The organism is Enterobacter sp. SCRI0065, assembly GCF_059766475.1.
The window spans coordinates 191,199-211,486 of sequence record NZ_JCBAJB010000005.1 but is presented as its reverse complement, the minus strand read 5'-3'; the positions used below and the strand labels follow the sequence as shown (position 1 = coordinate 211,486).

Here is a 20,288-nt window from a genome sequence, read left to right as displayed (position 1 = left end):
CCTTACGCTTTCTCAATGTTGACCAGAAACGCCTTATATTCCGGCGTTTGCGAGTTGGCATCACCGACGTTTGGCGTCAGGGTATTGGCGAGATAGCCTTTTTGCGCGACCCCTTCAAAGCCCCAGTGCAGCGGAATACCGACGGTTTCGACCTGCTGGCCGTGAACGTTCAGGCTCTGCAAACGACGCGTCACCACCGCCACCGCGCGAATAAACCCACGCTTGCTGCTCACCGTCACGCGATCGCCATTCGCAATCCCTTTCGCTGCCGCCAGCGTTTCGCTGATCTCCACAAACTGTTCAGGCTGTGCGATAGCGTTAAGCCGCGCGTGCTTAGTCCAGGTATGGAAATGCTCGGTCAGGCGGTAAGTCGTCCCCACGTACGGGAACGTGTCCTTTTTGCCCAAACGCAGCACATCGTCTTCGTAGATGCGAACCACCGGGTTCGATACCACATTCGGGTGCAGGGGGTTGGTACCTAGCGGCGTTTCCATCGGCTCGTAGTGTTCCGGGAACGGTCCTTCTGCCAGCTTATCGAGGGCAAACAGACGTCCTAACCCTTCCGGCTGCATGATGAACGGCCCGGTCGCACTGCCTGGTGCGGCAGTGTTGTAGTCAGGAATATCGTTACCCGTCCACTTCGATCCGTTCCACTCGATCAGCATGCGCTTCGGATCCCACGGTTTGCCGTTGACGTCCGCTGACGCGCGGTTATAAAGCACGCGACGGTTTAACGGCCACGCCCACGCCCAGCCGAGCGTATTGCCAAGGCCTGACGGGTCGGCGTTATCGCGGTTAGCCATCTGGTTGCCCTGCTCCGTCCAGCTACCGGCATAAATCCAGCAGGAAGAGGATGTGCTACCGTCATCACGCAGCAGCGCAAAGCTGTTTAGCAGTTGGCCTTTTTTCGCCACAAGGTTGCCGTTAGCGTCATAGAGATCCGCCAGCGCCTCGCCGTTGTTCTCCTTTGCCACCTCTTCTGATTCCGGATGATCTGGTCGCTTATAGCTCCAGCTCATCTTCAGCAGCGGTTCGACGCCTTTACCGCCATCAGTGCGATACATCTCGCGCAGGCGATGGTAAATCCCGGCCAAAATCTCGCCGTCGTTACGCGCTTCGCCTGGCGCATCCTGACCTTTCCAGTGCCATTGCAACCAGCGACCGGAGTTAGCAATTGAACCATCCTCTTCGGCAAAGCAGGTCGACGGCAGTCGGAAGACTTCGGTCTGAATCGACGCGGTATCGACATCGTTCATCTCGCCATGGTTCTGCCAGAAGTTCGAGGTTTCAGTTACCAGCGGGTCGATGACGACCAGGTACTTCAGCTTGCTAAGCGAGCGCACGACTTTGTTTTTGTCCGGGAAGGACGCCACCGGGTTAAAGCCCTGGCAGATATAGCCCGTGACGCGGCCCTTATCCATCATGTTGAAATACTTGATGACGTCGTACGCCTGATCCCACTTGGGCAGCCACTCAAAGCCCCAGTCGTTCTCTTTCTGCGCTGCATCGCCGTAGAAGGATTTCATCAGACTGACAAAGAACTTTGGATAGTTGCCCCAGTAATTCACCTGATCGGCGAGCGTCGCTTTCGGCGTAGTGGCGGTGAGATAAGTCTGCAAGTCCGTCTGTTTATCGGACGGCAAAGTCAGGTAGCCCGGCAGGCTAGTGGAAAGCAGTCCCAGATCGGTTAGTCCCTGAATGTTGGAGTGTCCACGCAGAGCATTCACGCCGCCACCCGCCATCCCCATATTGCCCAGCAGCAGTTGGATCATCGCCATGGTACGGATGTTCTGCGCACCGACGGTGTGCTGTGTCCAGCCCAGCGCATACAGGAACGTTGTGGTTCTGTCCGCCGCGCTGGTGGAGGCCAGCACTTCACAGATTTTCAGGAAGTCGGCTTTTGGCGTACCGCAGATATTTTCCACCACGTCTGGCGTATAGCGAGAAACGTGTTGTTTCAGCAAATTCCACACGCAGCGCGGGTCGGTCAGGGTTTCATCGCGTTTGGCGTAGCCGTTTTCGTCGAACTGATAGTTCCAGCTCGATTTATCGTATTGGCGTTTTTCAGCGTCATAGCCGCTAAATAAACCGTCGTCGAAGGCAAAATCTTCCCGCACCAGCAGATTGGCGTTGGTGTAGTGCTTGACGTATTCCGCATTGATTTTGTCGTTTTCAAGAAGGTACAGCAGCACGCCGGACAGAAAAGTAATGTCCGTGCCGGAGCGAATTGGCGCATAAATGTCAGCCACCGATGCCGTACGCGTAAAGCGAGGATCGACGACGATCAGTGTCGCATCGTTATTATTTTTCGCTTCCATCGCCCAGCGGAACCCCACTGGATGGGCTTCAGCGGCGTTACCGCCCATTACCATCACGACGTTGGCGTTTTTGATATCAACCCAGTGGTTGGTCATCGCACCGCGACCAAATGTTGGAGCAAGACTTGCTACCGTTGGTCCGTGTCAGACGCGCGCCTGGTTATCGACTGCCAGCATGCCGAGCGAGCGCACAAATTTTTGCGTCAGCATGCCGGTTTCATTACTTGCCGCAGAGGCACACAGCATCCCGGTGGAAAGCCAGCGGTTAACGGTCACGCCCTGGTCATTTTTCTCAACGAAGTTGGCGTCACGGTCGGCTTTCATTAATTTTGCTATTCGGGCAAACGCGTCATTCCAGGAAATACGCTGCCACTGGTCTGAACCTGGCGCGCGGTACTCCGGATAACGCAGTCGGTTGTCGCTGTGGACGTAGTCCAGCAGGCCTGCCCCTTTCGGGCAAAGCGCCCCACGACTCACCGGATGATCCGGATCCCCTTCAATATGATAAATCGTTTCTTTGGCGTTCTTCGCGCCATCGCCCAGGCTATACATCAATAGCCCACAACCCACGGAGCAGTATGTGCAGGTGTTGCGGATCTCTTTGGCGCGCAGCAGTTTATAGTTACGCGATTGAGCCAGCGCCATTTTGGGAACAAATCCCAACGCAGCAGCTGTTGTTCCGGCCATACCGCCCGCGCAGATTTTGAAAAACTTTCTGCGGCTGACGTCCATCGTTGTCCTCGTGATAGAAATAAGACTTCCGGCCGCAAACTAACAGCAATGCCTCTGCATTTTTTGCGTCAAATCAATCTCCCGGATCTTCGCCCCCTTAATAGTCAACGCTGGCGATTTTGAATAATACCTTGGGGTTATTTGCAGGTAGTTATAGTCGTGGAACCCCCTGAAAAAATGCTATAAATTTGCTCTTTGGCAGGAATATCGTTAGGGAAAAGATGGACAGAAAAAAAGCAACGCTCATTGGCCTGGCCGCCATTATATTATGGAGCACAATGGTCGGGCTGATTCGTGGCGTAAGTGAAGGCCTGGGGCCCGTGGGGGGCGCTGCCATGATTTATACGGTGAGCGGATTGCTCTGTCTGGTCACCGTCGGCTTCCCCACTATTACGCGTTTCTCACCGCGCTATCTTATTGCTGGCAGCGTGTTATTTGTGAGCTACGAAATTTGTCTCGCGCTTTCCCTCGGATACGCCAGCACCCGTCATCAGGCGATCGAAGTGGGCATGGTGAATTATCTGTGGCCCAGTCTGACCATCGTATTTGCCATTCTGTTCAACGGGCAAAAATCCACGCTGTGGGTGATACCAGGATTAATGATTTCGCTGCTTGGCGTCGCGTGGGTTTTAGGTGGCGAAGGTGGGTTACACGTTGATGAAATCATCAGCAACGTTGTGTCCAATCCACTGAGCTATGGCCTGGCGTTTGCCGGCTCCTTTATCTGGGCCGCGTACTGCACCGTGACCAGCAAATATGCCAAAGGGCAAAACGGCATTACGCTGTTTGTGCTGCTGACTGCGTTGAGCTTGTGGCTGAAATATCTGTTTAGCGAACAGCCTGAAATGGTCTTTAGCGTGCCGGTGGTGATTAAGCTGTTGATGTGCGGCGTGGCGCTGGGATTTGGCTATGCGTCATGGAATATCGGCATTCTGCACGGCAACGTATCGGTGCTGGCGACCGTCTCCTACTTTACCCCGGTTCTCTCCGCCGCGCTGGCGGCGGTGTTGCTCAGTGCCCCTCTCTCTTTTGCTTTCTGGCAAGGCGCGCTAATGGTGTGTGCAGGGTCATTAGTGTGCTGGTACGCAACGCGACAGCGAAAATAGTCTGGAGCTAGACCCGAGGCTAATCAAATGGCTTGAGAAGAATCTCAAGCCATAATGTTATCTATGCCTCACCGGTATAAAAGTTAATTAATTGTGACATCGCCTGTAATTCTGCTTTTGATATCTGGTAGTTCGATTTAGCTTTTGACAATATGCGCTTTCGGTAACGTTTTCTTACATTATCACTGACGTAAACTGACAACGATAAGTAACTAATAACTTCCTTATATTCCCCACCGATATAGCACGTTATGCAATAGTGTGTTTCTGAATATTTCAAATATATTAGCTCAAATATCGCCCAGTCAATTCATCAAGCCACTGTTTTTGAAAAAGTTTAAATCTCGAAAAGATAAGCATTAACGTGATATTGCTGTTAATTACTAAAGAAAATTAAAACAGGTGAAAACTATCCCCCCTAATATGATTAACCAAAGAAAATAATATAGTCCAGATTATTAAATAATCAATTTTGGCATTTTTAGCCTCTTTTATCCGATCTCGATCACACTCTTTGCAATTATAGGTAATAAATTGAAACTTATTATTGAAACAACACTACAAGATTCATAAAAATAGCATGCCGTTGACGAACCACCTCGTTTAGAAAACGTTTAGAAATGGCACAGGAAATATCCAAATAAAATTATAAGGATTATTACAATGAATCTTAAATTAGTTGCAGTGGCAGTGACTTCCATGTTGGCGGCAGGTGCGGTAAACGCTGCCGAAGTTTATAACAAAGACGGTAACAAGCTGGATCTGTACGGCAAAGTAACAGGTCTGCACTATTTCTCTGATGACACCGATAGCGACGGCGACAAAACTTACGTTCGTCTGGGCTTCAAAGGTGAAACTCAGATTAACGACCAGCTGTCCGGTTACGGCCAGTGGGAATATGAATTCAAAGGCAACAACGAAGAATCCAACGGCGACAAAGGCAACAAAACTCGTCTGGCGTTCGCTGGCCTGAAATTCAACGAATTTGGTTCTTTCGACTACGGTCGTAACTACGGTGTTGCTTACGACATCGGCGCATGGACCGACGTTCTGCCTGAGTTCGGTGGTGATACCTGGACGCAGACTGATGGCTTTATGACTGGCCGTACTACCGGTGTGGCAACTTACCGTAACCAGGACTTCTTCGGTCTGGTTGATGGTCTGAACTTTGCTGCTCAGTACCAGGGTAAAAATGACGAACGCAGCATCACCGAAGCAAACGGCGATGGCTGGGGTCTGTCATCTACTTATGAAATGGACGGTTTCGGCGTGGGTGCAACCTATGCGAAATCTGACCGTACCGACAACCAGGTTGCGGCTGGCCGCGTAGCGGGCACCATGAATGCTGCCGGTGAAAATGCAGAAGTGTGGGCTACTGGCCTGAAATACGATGCGAACAACATCTATCTGGCAACGACCTACTCTGAAACTCGCAACATGACCAACTTCGGTGATGGTTATATCGCGAACAAAGCACAGAACTTCGAAGTAGTGGCTCAGTACCAGTTCGATTTCGGTCTGCGTCCCTCTATCGCATACCTGAAATCCAAAGGTAAAGACATCAACACCTATGGCGATCAGGATCTGGTTGAGTACATCGACCTTGGCGCGACTTACTACTTCAACAAAAACATGTCCACCTATGTTGATTACAAAATCAACCTGATTGATGACAGCAACTTCACTAAAGCTGCTGGCGTTTCTACCGACAACATCGTTGCTCTGGGTCTGACCTACCAGTTCTAATCATGTGTTGTTAAAAAGGCCAGCCCATGTGGCTGGCTTTTTTGTATTGCAGTCATCTGGCGTGATAAAGGAGTACGCCATGCCTATGTATACTGGACGCTGCTTATGTGGGATGAGTCATTTCAGCGTAAATATTGAGGCTCTTGATGTTTACGCTTGCCATTGCACCCTGTGTCAGAAATGGTCAGGCGGCATCGCTATGTATCTGGAGGCCAGCCAGCCAGAAATAGAAAAAGAGTCGATAGCCCCTTCTCATTTCGCTTCCTCGGCTCGCGGAGAGCGCTGGTTTTGCCCAGGCTGCGGCTGCCATCTCTGGTTTCAACTCACTACCGTCGACCGCTATTTCGTTCCCTGGACGCTTCTGGATCTGAACGAGAGCGAACGTCGCAGGCTCGTGCTGGCGGCAGAAATCTATACCGAAACACAGCCAGCCTTCTGGCGGCTGACAGGACAATACGCACGCTTTAGCGGAACGGAAATCGAAGCGCTGGATAAAGGCTGTACCTTTACAACGTAATCTCGCCGCTCCCGGCCACGCGACGTAGCCAGGATTGCAGCAGCTTGCCGTCCTGGGTCATCTCGGAATCCTGACGGACGCACAGATAATAATCGCGCCCGTCTTCTATTGGCGCATCGATGATTTTGACCAGTTCACCGCTTTCAAGATAGGGTGCAATTAAAGGCTCACGCATCAGCGCACAACCCAATCCCGCTTGCACACCCGCCAGCGTCAGTAAACCGTCTTCAAACATCGGCCCACTGCGGCGCGGTGGACGCTTCACGCCCTGTTGCATAAACCATTGTTGCCAGGTGGAACGTTCTTCATCGTGCAGCAGCGGCATTTGCAGCAGCTGATCTGCGGTATCGATATGTCCGTGGACGCGCAGAAACGCGCGACTGCACACCGGCACCATCTGCCCCGAAATCAGTTTTTCACTTTGATACCCCGCCCACTGGCCATTTCCAAAACGAATCGACATATCCGATGCGTCGCTCAAATAGTTACGGTGGTTAGCGTATACCACGTTGATTTCCGTTTGCGGATTGGCGCGCATAAACGCAGGAAGACGCGGAATAAACCAGCCCATACCGAACAGCGGAATAAGGCTGATCGTGACCTGCCGGGTCTGCGCCTGCTCGACCAGATGCTCCGTTGCCTGGCGCAGGACGTTAAACGCCGCACGTATCGAGCGGTAATAGTCACGCCCCTGCTGGCTCAGAACCAGCCTGCGCCCCTGTCGCTCGGTGAGCGGCATCTGTAAATACCCTTCCAGCACTTTGAGCTGATGACTCACTGCCGAAGGTGATATCGCCAGCTCAATCGCGGCCTGCGTCACGCTTCCTAAACGGGCAATGGCCTCGAAGGCACGCACGGCGCGAAGCGGCGGATCGTTCGCCAGACGGCTTTCGGCATAGGCAGGCAGCGCGATCGATTGTTCTGTTTTATTCATATGTTGATTTTATTGGCGTAGTCAGGGTCTTTGGGGTGTTTTCTATTGTGTTGTAAATCATAAAGATAAAACAAGTTCGAAATTTCATAAGAAATAATATATGCGTATTTCACAATTTAATTCATTTGTTAGATGTTACCCGCTGAAAGAGCAATTTGTCGGGTAGGAACGTTGGACACTCTCATACAACAACTGATCAACGGCGTGATGCTGGGCAGCATCTACGCGCTGATCGCGCTGGGCTATACCATGGTGTATGGCATTTTGCGCATTATTAACTTTGCTCATGGCGATATCCTGATGGTGGGCGCACTCACCACGCTGTCGGCCATTAACGCCCTGAACAACACTTTTCCTCATATGCCGCTGCTATTACAGCTGGGTTTCGCGCTGGCGATCGCCATGGCGGTCTGCGCCCTGTTGGCAATGGCCGTGGAGCGATTTGCTTATCGCCGCCTGCGCAATGCGCCGCGCCTGGCCCCGCTAATTTCGGGGATTGGCGTGTCGGTGTTGTTGCAAACCGTGGCGATGATTATCTGGTCGCGCAATCCGCTGATGTTCCCGCAGATCCTGCCAATGGACCCCATTGCCGTCACTGCGGGTAGCGAAGGCCATCCCCCGGCGATTGTAACCGTCACGGGTATCGTCACCGTAGTGCTGGCGCTGGTCGTGATGACCGGCCTGTGGCTGTTAGTGGAATATACCCGCCTCGGGCGCGGCATGCGCGCCGTGGCCGAAAACCCGCGCGTCGCAACGCTGATGGGCGTCAATCCCAACGCCATTATCACTCTCACCTTTGCAATTGGCGGCGTCTTTGCCGCACTTGCCGGCGTGATGATGGCAAGTAACTACGGCAACGCCAGTTTCTCGATGGGTTTTTTACCCGGCATCAAAGCGTTCACTGCCGCGGTGCTGGGCGGTATCGGCAATATTCGCGGGGCGATGGTGGGCGGGATCCTGCTGGGCATTATTGAAGCGCTCGGCGCGGGCTATCTTGGCGAACTTACCCACGGCGTCTTTGGCAGCAACTATCAGGACGTCTTCGCTTTTATCGTGCTGATACTGGTACTGGTTTTCCGTCCGGCGGGCCTGCTGGGTGAACGCGTGGCGCACAGGGCCTAGAGGATAATATGACGACTGCACAAATACAGGCTCCGGCCACCTCTCGCCGTCTCTGGTCCGGCATGACGCTATTTATTGTCGCGCTGCTCGTTGCCCCCGTGGTGGCGAGCCAGCTTGGCGGCAACTACTGGGTGCGGGTGATCGATTTCGCACTGCTCTACGTGATGCTGGCGCTGGGCTTAAATATCGTCGTTGGCTACACCGGCCTGCTGGATATGGGCTTTATCGCCTTTTACGCCGTCGGCGCGTATCTGGCTGCACTGCTGGCCTCCCCACATCTGCTTGACGTTTTTCCGATCCTTAACGTCTGGTTCCCGAACGGGCTGCATACCTCTTACCTGTTGATTATCCCGCTGGCAGCACTGGTCGCCGCGGTGTGCGGCATTCTCCTTGGCGCGCCGACGCTCAAGCTGCGTGGAGATTATCTGGCGATTGTGACGCTGGGCTTTGGCGAGATCGTCCGTATTCTGATGCGCAACCTTGACCGCCCGGTGAATATCACCAACGGCGCAAAAGGCATTACCGGCGTCGATACGCTCAACTTTTTTGGTCTCAAGTTTAGCGGCGTATACCACTGGTTAGGCGTCAAGGTTCCCGCCCTGTGGCTGTGGTATTACCTGCTGATGCTGGTGATTGTAGCGATCATTTTTGTCTGCCTGCGCTTACAGCACTCGCGCATCGGCAGGGCGTGGCATGCGATTCGTGAAGACGAAGATGTGGCCCGCGCCATGGGCATCAATGTGCGAAATTACAAACTCTTAGCCTTTGCGATAGGCGCATCGTTTGGCGGCGTAGCGGGCGCGCTGTTTGGTGCATTCCAGGGCTTTGTCTCTCCGGAATCCTTCACCTTGCAAGAATCTATCGCCGTGCTGGCGATGGTAGTGCTCGGCGGAATGGGCCACATTCCGGGCGTTATCCTCGGCGCAGTGCTGCTCACCGCTTTGCCGGAGATTCTGCGCAGCCAGGCCGCCCCTGTTCAGCAGGCACTGTTCGGTACGGTTCTGGTGGATCCGGAAATCTTACGTCAGCTGTTTTACGGCCTGGCATTGGTCGGTGTGATGCTGATCCGCCCTTCCGGGATTTGGCCCGTTCGTCACAAGGAGGTAAAAGTATGAGCCTGCTCAGCGTACGCAACATGTCGAAGCGCTTCGGTGGCCTGACCGCCGTGGACGACGTTTCACTATCAATCAGCAAAGGCGAAATCTATGGGCTGATTGGCCCCAACGGCGCGGGGAAAACGACCTGCTTTAACCTGATTACCGGACTGTATCCAGCCGATAGCGGCGAGTTTTCGATTGCCGATAAGCCCTATTACCCTAAAAAAATCGAGAAAGTGACCGCCGCGGGCATCGCACGCACGTTCCAGAACGTACGGTTATTTAACGAGATGTCGGTGCTTGAAAACGTGATGGTTGGTCGTCACGTGCGCACCCACAACGGACTATGGGCGGCGTTGACCCGGCATAAGCGCGCGCGTGCTGAAGAAGCACAAACCCGCGAACTGGCCTGGCATTGGCTGGACTACACCGGCATCGCCAAATTTGCCCATTACCGCGCCTGCGATTTGGCCTACGGCCATCAGCGTCGTCTGGAGATTGCCCGTGCGCTGGCCACCGACCCGCTTTTGCTGGCACTCGACGAACCCGCAGCGGGGATGAATGCGGTCGAAAAAAACGCCCTCGGTGAATTGCTGATCCGCATTCGTGACGACGGCAAAACCTTACTGATGATTGAACACGACGTTAAGCTGGTCATGGGCATTTGCGATCGTCTGACCGTTCTCGATTACGGCAAAACGCTCGCCAGCGGCACGCCGGACGCTGTACGCCGAGACCCGAACGTGATCGCCGCCTGGCTTGGAGGCCATGCCCATGTCTGAACTGCTGAAAGTTGAGCATCTTGACGTGCATTACGGCGGTATTCAGGCGGTGCGTGATGTCTCTTTTTCACTCAATGAAGGCGAACAGGCGACGCTGATTGGTGCCAACGGCGCGGGCAAAAGCTCGACCGTGCGGGCGATTACCGGGCTTGAAACCTTTGGCGGCAACATCGTATTTAACGGCAAACCGGTACGCAAGCATAACGCTGAAACGCTGCTGCGCGACGGGCTGGTGATGGTCCCGGAAGGTCGCGGTATCTTCGCACGCATGACGGTGCTGGAAAATTTACAGATGGGGGCCTGGTTAAGGCGTGACACTGTCACGATAAAACAAGAGATGAAAGCGATTTTCGAGCGCTTCCCGCGCCTCGGCGAGCGTCAGCATCAACTGGCCGGGCTACTGTCTGGCGGTGAGCAACAGCTGTTGGCGCTGAACCGCGCCCTGCTCAGTCACCCGCGTCTGTTGATCCTCGATGAGCCATCGATGGGGCTGGCACCCAAAATGGTCGAGAACATTTTTCAGGTTATTGCCGGGCTGCGTGAACGCGGCGTCGCCTTGCTGCTAATTGAACAAAATGCGCGGCTGGCGCTGGAGGTCACCGATAACGCCTGGGTGATGGACAGCGGCAGCATCGTTCACCACGGCGAATCGAAGGCCATGCTCGCCGACGATCGCATTGCACAAATTTATTTGGGCGAATTGCCCGTTTAACACACCAACCAACACCAGAGAAAACAATGAAAACAGTAAAAATCAGTGCGCTTAGCGCCGCCATTCTGCTCAGTGGTTTTACCTCTACGGGCGCATGGGCGGCAGACAGCGAAACCGTCATCATCGGCCTAGCAGGCCCGCTGACCGGCCCTTCCGCACGTATCGGTAAGGATCTGGAAAACGGCGCACAGCTAGCAATTGATGATATTAACAAGCAGCATCCGATCATCGGTGGGAAAGCTGTCACCTTCAAATTGCAGTCCGAGGATGATCAGTCCGATCCGCGCACTGCGGTGGCCGTCGCCCAGCGCCTGGTCGATAACGGCGTCGCAGGTGTGGTGGGTCACTGGAACACCGGGACCAGCATTCCGGCAGCGCGTGTTTATCACGATGCGGGCATCGCGCAGGTTGCCCCGGTTGCGACTGGACACGCCTATACCAAACAAGGTTTTGACACCAGCTTCCGCGTGATGGGCCACGACGATGACGGCGGCCAGTTTGCCGGGGAATACGCGGTGAAGACGCTGAAAGCCAAACGCATCGCGGTGATCGACGACCGTACTGCGTTTGGTCAGGGCCTGGCGGATGAGTTCATCAAATCGCTGGAAGCCCAGGGCGTGAAGATTGTTGACCGCCAGTATGTCGATGATAAAACCGTGGACTTCAGCGCCGTGCTGACCGCGATCCGTAGCAAAAATGCGGATCTGGTCTTCTTTGGCGGCGTGGATAGCCAGGCGGCACCGCTGGCGCGTCGTATCAAACAGCTGGGTATGAACGCCACGCTGATGGGCGCAGGCGGCTTTGTTAGCCAGACCTTCCTGCAACTGGCGCAAAAAGAAGGCGAAGGTGTCGTGGCGCTGGAACCGGGTCTGCCGGTTGACCAGATGCCAGGCGGCAAAGCGTTTGAGCAGGCGTATCAATCGCGCTATCACACCCATATCGAACTGCACGCGCCGTTCGCCTATGACGCCACCCGCGTGCTGGTTGCCGCAATGCAAAAAGCCGACTCGGTCGATCCATCTGAATACCTGCCCGCCCTGCGCGCTATCCATTATTCCGGCGTCACCGGGCAGATAGCGTTCGACAAAGAAGGCAACCTACAGGCCCCGTCATTTACCGTTTACAAGGTGGTCGATGGCAAATGGCAGCCGCAAACCGTCCTGGGCGGCGCAAAAGCGAAGTAACGTCGTGAGGCAATGTGATGAGTGATAATAACGAGCTGGGCATTCTCGCCCGCCGCAAAATTGAAGCAGAAATTATTAAGCCAATTTATGAAATCCTGGTGCGCGAGATAGGGAAAGCTCGCGCCCAGGCGGTTATTGGCGAGGCCATTGAGCAAGCGGCCATCGATGCCGGGCAGCACTTTGCCCGTCAGGAACCCAACGGCGCTGACGTCAAAAGCTTTATCGCCCTACAGTATCTTTGGGAAAAAGATAACGCGCTGGACGTAAAAGTGATCGACGCAGATGACCAGCAGTACAACTACAACGTCACCCGCTGTCGTTACGCCGAGATGTATCACGAGATGGGACTGGGCGAGATTGGACACCTGCTCTCCTGCGCGCGTGATGAGAAATTTATCGTCGGCTACGCGCCGGACGTGGAGCTGACGCGCACCACTACCATCATGCAGGGCGGCGCGTGCTGCGATTTCCGCTACCGCAGCAAAAAGGATGACGCATGATCCGCATTAACGCACAACGGCTGTGGTCTTCGCTTGAGATGATGGCGCAGATCGGCGGCACGCCCGCGGGCGGCGTTACCCGCCTCGCCTTAAGCGAAGAAGACCGGATTGCGCGCAACCTGCTGCGCGACTGGGCGCAGGAAGCCGGTTTCACCTGCGACGTGGACAGCATGGGCAACATGTTTATTCGCCGCGCGGGCAAAAACCCGGCGCTACCGCCGGTCATGACCGGATCGCACGTAGACACTCAGCCGCTAGGCGGAAATTACGACGGGATTTATGGCGTGCTGGCCGGGCTGGAACTGCTGCGCACGCTCAACGACGGTGGCATCGAAACCGAGCGCGATATCGTGCTGGTGAACTGGACCAATGAAGAAGGCGCGCGCTTTGCTCCAGCGATGCTCGCCTCCGGCGTCTGGTCCGGACAGCTATCTCAAGCGTTTGCCTATGCCCGCACCGATAACGCGAAAGTGACGGTACGCGAAGCACTCGAAGCTATCGGCTATCGTGGAGACATCCCTGCCCGGTCTTTTCCGGTGCATGCCTGTTATGAACTGCATATCGAGCAAGGCCCGATTCTGGAAGATGACGCGGTTGATATCGGTCTGGTGCGAGCGGCGATGGGCCAACGCTGGTTTACCATTACACTCGATGGTTTCGCTGCCCATGCAGGAACCACCCCGATGCACAGCCGGCGCGATGCGTTAACCGCGTTTGCCGAACTGGCGCTGAAGGTCGAAACCATTGGCTATCAGCACGCACCGGATGGGCGTGCGACCATCGGCATGGCGCAAGTCACGCCGAACTCACGTAATGTCGTCCCCTCGCGCGTGGTGTGCAGCGTCGAGTTTCGCCATCCGCATTCAGACGCGCTTGAGGCCATGGAAGCCTCATTGCATCAGGCGGTGCAAAGCCTGGAAGCGCGCGGCGTCACGGCCAGCGTGGAGCGTATATTTGACTATGCCCCCATTGCGTTTGACGCCGACTGCCTGGCCCGAAGCGAACGGGCGGTTTCAGCGCTGGGATATTCATCCAAACCGATGGTTTCAGGCGCAGGGCACGATACCTGCTATATCAGCAAGGTTGCGCCTGCCAGCATGATTTTTATCCCCTGCGTGAAAGGCATCAGTCATAACGAAGCTGAACGGATCCTCCCTGAATGGTCGGAGAAAGGCGCAAATGTCCTGCTGCATAGCGTGCTGAGTGCGGCACTGGAGCGTTAGAAGGTGTCCATCTGGAAGCGGGAAATATCCCATTTTTAAACGAGTAAAGACTGGCAGGCCACTATTACGCCTGCCAGAAGCCCCCTTACTCTTCTTTGGGGTTGCCCCGCTTCATCATTATCTCAGTCTTGCCGGGCTTTTCAGCATCCAAATCAGAGCCATACTGCAGATCATGACAACCGCCGCCAGCAACGCCATGGTCTGAAGACCGACTCTCGTTGACACCTGCCCTCCGACAAGCGCGCCGGTACCGATTGCGGCATTGAAAATGGCGACGTAGACCGCTGATGCAGGCTGTACCATCTTTCCCGCGCTACGCAGCAGCCAGGTTTGTAAACCAACGAATACAATGGCCATTCCTGCTCCCCATATTGCCAGCAGCGTACCGGTGAACCAGATCGGAAGCGATGACCCGCTCTTCATACCCAACATTCCCAACGCGCCTGCACTTAACAGCAGTGAAGTCATCACCAGTATCTTGATATGTCGATCAATCAGTTTACCTGCAATGATATTTCCCAGTAGTCCGGAGAGTCCTGAAATAAGCAGCAGAGCTGAAATGGTTCCCACCGGTATCCCATGGGTTTGAGTCAGCAAGGGCTCAATGTAGGTGAATGCAGCAAAATGGGCGGAAATAATGCAGGCCGTGGCGCCAAAGAGTGAAAGCAGTCGCGGATCTTTAAATATCCCGAGGTAAATCCTCAGTCTCAGCGGTTGCGGTGCAGCCAGCGTGGGAAGCGTCCAGAATAACGCTACTGCGGTAGCCAATGACAGTAGGGTTATCACGGTGAATGCCTGTCGCCATCCGGCTATGTCGGCAATCAAACTGGATAACGGTACACCCAGCACGCTGGCTGCTGAAACGCCTGAGAAAATGATTGAGGTGGCCAGCCCCAACCTATCCGCCGGAACCAGCTGTATCGCCACGGTACCAATTAATGCCCAGAAAGCGCCGTGTGCCACTGCCCCTGACATCCGTGCCGTCATAAATGTCTGCATGGTGAGTGACTGCGTTGCCGCCAGGCAAGAGAGTGCCAGAATCAGCATCAGCGCAATCAGCAGCGCCTTGCGAGAAAACCGGGAGGGGATCGCTCCGGCCAGCAAAGCGGCAAGCGCGGCCACCCAGCCGTAGGCGGTAACGGCAAGACCGGCTCCCGCTTCCGTCTGGTGTAAATCTTTAGCCAGTGCGCTGAGCATGCCAACGGGTGCAAGTTCGCTGGTCACAATCGTAAATGCGCTGATCCCAAGAGCGGTTACCGCGAGCCAGGCACGCGTAGGTACCTGGTTTACCTGTAAAATACTGTCGTTCATGTCATGTATGTCCCTGAAAAAAATTGATGAAAAAGGATTGGCTTACCCGATGCGGTCGGATTATTACGTCACTCCTCATTGCCATCTCGTTGCATGGCGTGCAGTATCATCCTGAGATAAGTGATAAAATAGCCCTGAAAACGGAGAGCCGTTTTCCATAAACGGAAAATGATGAAAGCAGATTTTAACTGGGACGATGCGCGGATTTTTCTGGCTGTCGCCCGCGCGGGTACGCTAAGCGGTGCAGCAGAAGCCATGGATATGGGTATTGCCACCCTGTCAAGAAGGCTGGACCGGCTTGAAAAGTCACTGGCTATTCCTCTTTTCAGCCGACATCAGAGCGGCTACCAGTTAACGGATGATGGCGAGGCACTGCTGGAACACGCCGAGGCGCTTGAATATGCCGGACTGGCATTTGGAGAAATGGCGAGACTGCAAGGGCACGTTGCCGGCCATGTCCGGCTGGCTACGTCGGATAATCTGGCCGCGCATTTTATTTTGCCTTCGCTCAACGCGTTGATGGAAAAACATCCTGACCTGCGGGTAGAAGTGCTCAGCGGCGTGAAATCGCTAAATCTGCATCGACGGGACGCAGATTTAGCGATACGAATGGTCAAACCTGATAGCGGAAACCTGACGCTGAAGCGTCTCGGAAGCGTGGGGTTTGGCTTATACGGCGCAGCCTCCTATATCAAAACGTATGCTGAAGGCACTGCTGACATCGCGTTCAGTCACGCTCAGTATGTTGGGTGGCCAGAATCTCATCAGCACCTGCCTGCTGCACGCTGGGTCACGCGGACACTTCGCGGCAGGCCGTGCCGGATGGAAGCCAACACGCTAGTGGCCCAGTTAGCGGCTGTGTCATCCGGTATAGGCCTTGGCGTATTGCCGCACTTCATGGCGAGGAAAAACGGCCTGCATTGTGTGAATGCGCAGCTCGGCGTCGATCAAACCCTATGGCTGGTGATGCATTCCGACTTAGCCAACTCGCGGCGAGTCAGAGTTATCGCCGATCATTTAATTGCCCTGTTTGCTGAAATAAAAGATCAGCTAACGCTGCCATAACCCTGCAACGAAGGCCCTAAATCGGTATGAGAACATTATCAACCTGACGTGCACCTGAAAACCTGCTGGGTCTGTCACGATATAAACCCAATGCCGAACAACTTTTAATGTCTGGATAAGGTTGACTACCTTGGCACTTTCGCCAGACTAAACCACATCCCGACTGCCAGCAGCATTAGCATCGCCCCGGCGCTCCCCAATGCCACGCTGTGCGAGGTGATAAACGCCGCTTTGGCGGCCTCAATCACCGAATCCGCCATCGCTGGCGTGAGATCTTGTGCGACCTTCATCGCCTCACCAATAGAGGACGAGACTTTGTCTGCCAGACCGGCATTAAGTCCCTGCGGCACCGCGATTGATGCCGAGAAGCTGCGGGTCAGCAGCAGGCCGAAAATCGCGATCCCCAGCCCCGCGCCTAATTCATAGGACATGGTTTCGATCGCACCCGCCGCCGCTGCTTTCTCTTTCGGAGCGGCGGCCATGATTGCAGAGGTCGAGGCCAATAACGCACTCGCGGCACTGAATCCAAGCAGGACCATCAGGCTCCAGGCCTGCCACTGCTGGGTGCTGAAATCAAGCGTCGAAAGCCCGAGGAAGCTCACCGCGCTCAACCCCATGCCACCCGCTGCAACAATCCGCAGGCCCAGCCTGCCGACCAGCACGCCCGCAATGGGTCCGCTAAAACCGCTGGCTACCATCACCGGCAGCATAAACTTGCCCGCTTCAAACGGCGTGAAGCCGTGGACAAACTGGAGCTCTTGTGCCATCAACAGTTCAAAGCCCACCAGCGCAATCATGGCCGTCATCGCCATCACCACGCCGCTTAAGATGATGCGATTGCAGAACAGACGCATGTCGATCATCGGCGTGCTGGCGCGCAGTTGAATGCGTACAAAAATGAACAGCATCACCGCGCCGGTCAGCAGCGTCCCCGCTACCATCCACGGTGACAACACGCCCTTCAGCGCGGTTTTGGCGCTGTACACCAGCAGCAGAATGGCCACGATCAGCATCAGCGCGTGGCTGATATTCAGCGGTTGTTCAGGCCGTCCCTGCTGTGCCGGAACAAGACGAGCAGCCAACGCCACCACCACGATGACGATCGGTACGTTGATCAAGAAGACCGAACCCCAGTAGAAGTGCTCCAGCAACATTCCGCCGACCAGCGGACCAAACGCCGCACCGCCCGAACCAACGGCTGCCCACACGCCGAGCGCAATATTACGATGACGCGCGTCGGTAAACAGCGTGCGGATCCCGGCAAGCGTGGCCGGAATGATCATCGCCGCACCAATCGCGAGGGAGGCACGCGCCGCTATCAGCCATCCGGCCGTTGGCGCAAACGCCGCCGCCAGCGATGAGACGCCGAACAGCACGCTGCCCAGCATCAGCAGCTTTTTAAAACCGATACGATCGCCCAGCGCGCCCATCGGCAGCACCATGCCCGCCATCACCAGCGAATAAATATCGATAATCCACAGCAATTCATTGCCGCTGGCTCCCAGCGTCATGCTCAATGTTGGCGCGGCAACGTGCAGCACCGTCGCGTCAATCGCTACCGGGATATACACCAGCACGATAATCACTAACGCTAACCACTGACGAAACATAAATTTCCTTTTCATACGAAACCTGGACACATGTCCAGGATGCGATCCTACGGAATGTTGAACGCATGTCCAGCTTTTTGTTACACTCGTTTCATTGCCATTGAGAGTAAAAAAACATGACCTATCTAAGCAAGGACGAGCGCAGAGAAGCAATCCTTCAGGCCGCCATGCGTGTGGCGCTGAATGAAGGGTTTACCGGCATGACGGTCCGACGCATTGCCGCCGAAGCCAACGTCGCCGCCGGGCAGGTTCACCACCATTTTGCGAGTATTGGAGAACTAAAATCTCAGTCCTTTATTCACCTGATACGTGCCCTTCTCGATGCTGAGGTCGTACCTGAAACGGCAAGCTGGCGCGAACGCCTGCACGGTATGCTGGGCAGCGACGAAGGAGGACTGGAACCCTATATTCGCCTGTGGCGTGAAGCACAGTTCCTGGCAACCCGTGACCCAGAGATTAAAGGCGCTTATGTGCTGACGATGGAAATGTGGCATCAGGAAACCGTCGCTATTATTCGTGCGGGTGCGGCGGATAATGTTTTTATTTTAAAGGATCGCCCGGAAGATATTGCCTGGCGTTTAATCGGACTGGTGTGTGGGCTTGATGGTATTTATGTCCTGAACATGCCCGACATGGATGACGACGCATTTAATAGCCATCTTGATAAATCTATTTCCCTGGAATTATTTAATACTCCTAACTGAGTATTAAAACGCGATTGTTTTACAATTAGTAACACTTAAAGCGAGCCCTCTTTTCCCTTCCAAACACAGGGGTTCGCATTTTTATCTATCCTTCAGACGTATCCCAAAATATCCAAAAAATTCATAAAGTCACATCTACAGGCAACTGCCTGTAATCACTTTCCTTTTTCTGTCAGATATGGGTAAGTATGAGGGCGATATGTCACAACAAGGTGAGAAAAATAATCATTATCTTTTGAATAACTGGAAACCTGAAAACCCGGCTTTTTGGGAAAATAAAGGTAAACCTATCGCGCGACGAAACCTGTGGATCTCCGTCGCCTGCTTACTTCTGGCGTTCTGCGTGTGGATGTTATTTAGTGCTGTTGCGGTCAACCTTAATAAAGTCGGATTTAATTTCACCACCGATCAGCTTTTCATGTTAACGGCGTTACCCTCTCTTTCTGGCGCAATATTGCGTGTCCCCTACTCCTTTATGGTACCGATATTTGGTGGCCGTTGGTGGACGGTATTAAGTACGGTCATTTTAATTATCCCCTGCGTATGGTTAGGGATTGCCGTGCAAAATAGCGCAACCCCTTACTGGGTCTTTATTACCATTGCGCTGCTGTGCGGATTCGCGGGCGCGAACTTTGCTTCCAGCATGGGCAATATCAGCTTCTTTTTCCCGAAATCCAAACAAGGCAGCGCGCTGGGCATCAACGGAGGGCTTGGCAATTTGGGCGTCAGCGTGATGCAGATGGTTGCGCCAGTGGTCATCTTCCTGCCGATGTTTGCGTTTATGGGCGTACACGGCGTGCTTCAGGATGATGGCTCAACGCTCTCGCTGGCCAACGCCGCCTGGATTTGGGCACCGCTGTTACTCCTGGCGACTATTGCGGCCTTCTTTGGCATGAACGACATTGCCAGCTCAAAGGCCACTATAGCCAGCCAGCTTCCAGTGTTAAAACAACCACATCTGTGGCTGATGAGCCTGCTTTATCTGGCCACCTTCGGCTCCTTTATTGGTTTTTCAGCGGGTTTTGCGATGCTGTCTAAAACCCAATTCCCCGATGTGAATATTCTCCATCTTGCGTTCTTCGGGCCATTAATCGGTGCGCTGGCGCGATCGGCGGGCGGCGTGGTGTCGGACAAGCTCGGCGGGGTGCGCGTTACGCTTGTGAACTTTGTCTTTATGGCAATTTTTAGCGCGCTCATTTTCCTCACATTACCGGGTTCAGGCTCGGGCAACTTTACCGCTTTCTATCTGGTCTTTATGGGCCTGTTCCTGACCGCCGGTTTAGGCAGCGGATCGACCTTCCAGATGATTGCGGTCATCTTCCGCCAAATTACCGTCTACCGGGTCAAGCTGCACGGCGGCACCGAAGAACAGGCGCAGAAAGAGGCAGTGACGGATACCGCCGCCGCGCTGGGTTTTATCTCCGCGATTGGCGCGGTGGGCGGGTTCTTTATCCCCAAAGCCTTTGGCACATCCCTCGCCATGACCGGCTCGCCGGTGGGTGCCATGAAGGTCTTCCTGGTCTTTTACATCGTCTGCGTGCTGGTGACCTGGCTGGTCTATGGCCGCCGCCAAAAGCACGTCAAATCATAACCATTCAGTTCGACACTTTGTGAGCAGTGTAACC

Annotated in this window: 17 protein-coding genes; 13 read left to right on the top strand and 4 right to left on the bottom strand. The window is 54.4% G+C overall.

The window, feature by feature from the left end; genetic code table 11:
- Positions 1-2: 2 nt before the first annotated feature.
- Positions 3-3,050: a formate dehydrogenase-N subunit alpha gene (fdnG, locus tag AC6EMZ_RS15660; protein WP_498403508.1), complete on the bottom strand. Its 3,048-nt coding sequence runs from the start codon at positions 3,048-3,050 to the stop codon at positions 3-5.
- 221 nt (positions 3,051-3,271) lie between these two features.
- Here fdnG and yddG point away from each other — a divergent pair, with 221 nt between their 5' ends.
- The 3 genes from yddG to AC6EMZ_RS15645 all read left to right on the top strand — a co-directional run bounded on the left by yddG (position 3,272) and on the right by AC6EMZ_RS15645 (position 6,419).
- Positions 3,272-4,156: an aromatic amino acid DMT transporter YddG gene (gene yddG / locus AC6EMZ_RS15655; protein WP_498403507.1), complete on the top strand. Its 885-nt coding sequence runs from the start codon at positions 3,272-3,274 to the stop codon at positions 4,154-4,156.
- A gap of 663 nt (positions 4,157-4,819) precedes the next feature.
- On the top strand, positions 4,820-5,902 hold the full coding sequence (gene ompC, locus AC6EMZ_RS15650; protein ID WP_498403505.1) for a porin OmpC: 1,083 nt from the start codon (positions 4,820-4,822) through the stop codon (positions 5,900-5,902).
- A gap of 79 nt (positions 5,903-5,981) precedes the next feature.
- Entirely contained in the window at positions 5,982-6,419 is a 438-nt protein-coding gene (locus AC6EMZ_RS15645; protein ID WP_498403504.1) for a GFA family protein, read from the top strand.
- Here AC6EMZ_RS15645 and AC6EMZ_RS15640 read toward each other — a convergent pair.
- A complete protein-coding gene (locus AC6EMZ_RS15640; RefSeq protein ID WP_498403502.1) occupies positions 6,409-7,353 on the bottom strand; it encodes a LysR substrate-binding domain-containing protein in 945 nt (314 codons plus the stop codon). The genes AC6EMZ_RS15645 and AC6EMZ_RS15640 overlap by 11 nt on opposite strands.
- A gap of 171 nt (positions 7,354-7,524) precedes the next feature.
- Here AC6EMZ_RS15640 and AC6EMZ_RS15635 point away from each other — a divergent pair, with 171 nt between their 5' ends.
- The 7 genes from AC6EMZ_RS15635 to AC6EMZ_RS15605 are packed head-to-tail and all read left to right on the top strand — an operon-like array spanning position 7,525 to position 13,973.
- Positions 7,525-8,475 (top strand): branched-chain amino acid ABC transporter permease, encoded by a 951-nt coding sequence (locus tag AC6EMZ_RS15635; protein WP_498403501.1) that lies wholly within the window; start codon positions 7,525-7,527, stop codon positions 8,473-8,475.
- An 8-nt stretch (positions 8,476-8,483) separates the two neighbouring features.
- Entirely contained in the window at positions 8,484-9,590 is a 1,107-nt protein-coding gene (locus AC6EMZ_RS15630; RefSeq protein ID WP_498403500.1) for a branched-chain amino acid ABC transporter permease, read from the top strand.
- Positions 9,587-10,354, top strand: a complete 768-nt coding sequence (locus AC6EMZ_RS15625) for an ABC transporter ATP-binding protein (RefSeq protein ID WP_498403499.1) — start codon at positions 9,587-9,589, stop codon at positions 10,352-10,354. Before AC6EMZ_RS15630 ends, AC6EMZ_RS15625 begins: the two co-directional genes overlap by 4 nt.
- Positions 10,347-11,066 carry an ABC transporter ATP-binding protein gene (locus AC6EMZ_RS15620; RefSeq protein ID WP_498403497.1) on the top strand — a complete coding sequence of 240 codons (720 nt, stop codon included), beginning with the start codon at positions 10,347-10,349 and terminating at the stop codon, positions 11,064-11,066. The genes AC6EMZ_RS15625 and AC6EMZ_RS15620 overlap by 8 nt, the downstream gene beginning before the upstream one ends.
- Positions 11,067-11,092: 26 nt before the next feature.
- A complete protein-coding gene (locus AC6EMZ_RS15615) occupies positions 11,093-12,250 on the top strand; it encodes a branched-chain amino acid ABC transporter substrate-binding protein (RefSeq protein WP_498403495.1) in 1,158 nt (385 codons plus the stop codon).
- 17 nt (positions 12,251-12,267) lie between these two features.
- Complete coding sequence (locus AC6EMZ_RS15610; protein WP_498403494.1) at positions 12,268-12,750, top strand: L-2-amino-thiazoline-4-carboxylic acid hydrolase; 483 nt, start codon at positions 12,268-12,270, stop codon at positions 12,748-12,750.
- Complete coding sequence (locus tag AC6EMZ_RS15605) at positions 12,747-13,973, top strand: Zn-dependent hydrolase (RefSeq protein WP_498403493.1); 1,227 nt, start codon at positions 12,747-12,749, stop codon at positions 13,971-13,973. The genes AC6EMZ_RS15610 and AC6EMZ_RS15605 overlap by 4 nt, the downstream gene beginning before the upstream one ends.
- A gap of 117 nt (positions 13,974-14,090) precedes the next feature.
- Here the strand turns inward: AC6EMZ_RS15605 and AC6EMZ_RS15600 are convergent, their stop codons facing one another.
- Positions 14,091-15,284, bottom strand: a complete 1,194-nt coding sequence (locus AC6EMZ_RS15600) for an MFS transporter (RefSeq protein ID WP_498403491.1) — start codon at positions 15,282-15,284, stop codon at positions 14,091-14,093.
- A 171-nt stretch (positions 15,285-15,455) separates the two neighbouring features.
- Here AC6EMZ_RS15600 and AC6EMZ_RS15595 point away from each other — a divergent pair, with 171 nt between their 5' ends.
- Positions 15,456-16,349, top strand: a complete 894-nt coding sequence (locus AC6EMZ_RS15595; RefSeq protein WP_498403587.1) for a LysR family transcriptional regulator — start codon at positions 15,456-15,458, stop codon at positions 16,347-16,349.
- Positions 16,350-16,474: 125 nt separating this feature from the next.
- Here AC6EMZ_RS15595 and AC6EMZ_RS15590 read toward each other — a convergent pair whose 3' ends face one another.
- Complete coding sequence (locus AC6EMZ_RS15590) at positions 16,475-17,959, bottom strand: MFS transporter (RefSeq protein WP_498403586.1); 1,485 nt, start codon at positions 17,957-17,959, stop codon at positions 16,475-16,477.
- A 116-nt stretch (positions 17,960-18,075) separates the two neighbouring features.
- On the opposite strand from AC6EMZ_RS15590, the gene AC6EMZ_RS15585 reads away from it, so the two are divergent.
- Together AC6EMZ_RS15585 and AC6EMZ_RS15580 are read left to right on the top strand one after the other, a co-directional pair.
- The gene (locus tag AC6EMZ_RS15585) at positions 18,076-18,663 is read left to right on the top strand and encodes a TetR family transcriptional regulator (RefSeq protein WP_498403490.1); all 588 of its coding nucleotides are present in this window, start codon (positions 18,076-18,078) and stop codon (positions 18,661-18,663) included.
- A 199-nt stretch (positions 18,664-18,862) separates the two neighbouring features.
- Entirely contained in the window at positions 18,863-20,254 is a 1,392-nt protein-coding gene (locus AC6EMZ_RS15580; protein WP_498403489.1) for a NarK family nitrate/nitrite MFS transporter, read from the top strand.
- Positions 20,255-20,288 lie beyond the last annotated feature (34 nt).